This is a genomic window from Chryseobacterium sp. S90, assembly GCF_047444895.1.
Lineage (GTDB): Bacteria > Bacteroidota > Bacteroidia > Flavobacteriales > Weeksellaceae > Chryseobacterium.
In genome coordinates this window covers 1-366 of the sequence record NZ_JBLGCX010000026.1, presented here as the reverse complement: position 1 = coordinate 366, position 366 = coordinate 1, and the positions used below count along the sequence as shown (strand labels likewise).

Below are 366 nucleotides of genomic sequence, written 5' to 3'. Positions count from 1 at the left end.
ATTTTGTTTTATCGGAAGGAATAAATTTGGAAATGCTATCGATCTAGCTAATGAACGGAAGTACTATACTTCACCCAGGACAAATCTACTAACTTCTAAATTACAGTATCAGCCACCATTCAATAGTAAGGAGGTAAAATGTGATAAAGTACTTGAATACGGAGGGGGAGCCTTACATCTACCACTCATAGTATATGCGGATGATAAAAAATATATATACGTTGACTATATGGGACTCGCTACCCCCTTTTGTACATATTACGGCAAAAACTATGGGATTACAGGAGATAGACCGGGACATTTTAAAATTAATATATCACTACTTAACTCTCAAGGATATGAAGAAAGTTTGATAAAGAATAAGAA

The 366-nt window shown here is 34.4% G+C and carries 1 protein-coding gene; it reads left to right on the top strand.

Going from position 1 to position 366, the window contains the following annotated elements; translation table 11 throughout:
- Positions 1 to 366 (top strand): hypothetical protein (locus ACLMCG_RS23105; protein WP_413961450.1); only part of this gene is annotated, 366 nt, incomplete at both ends.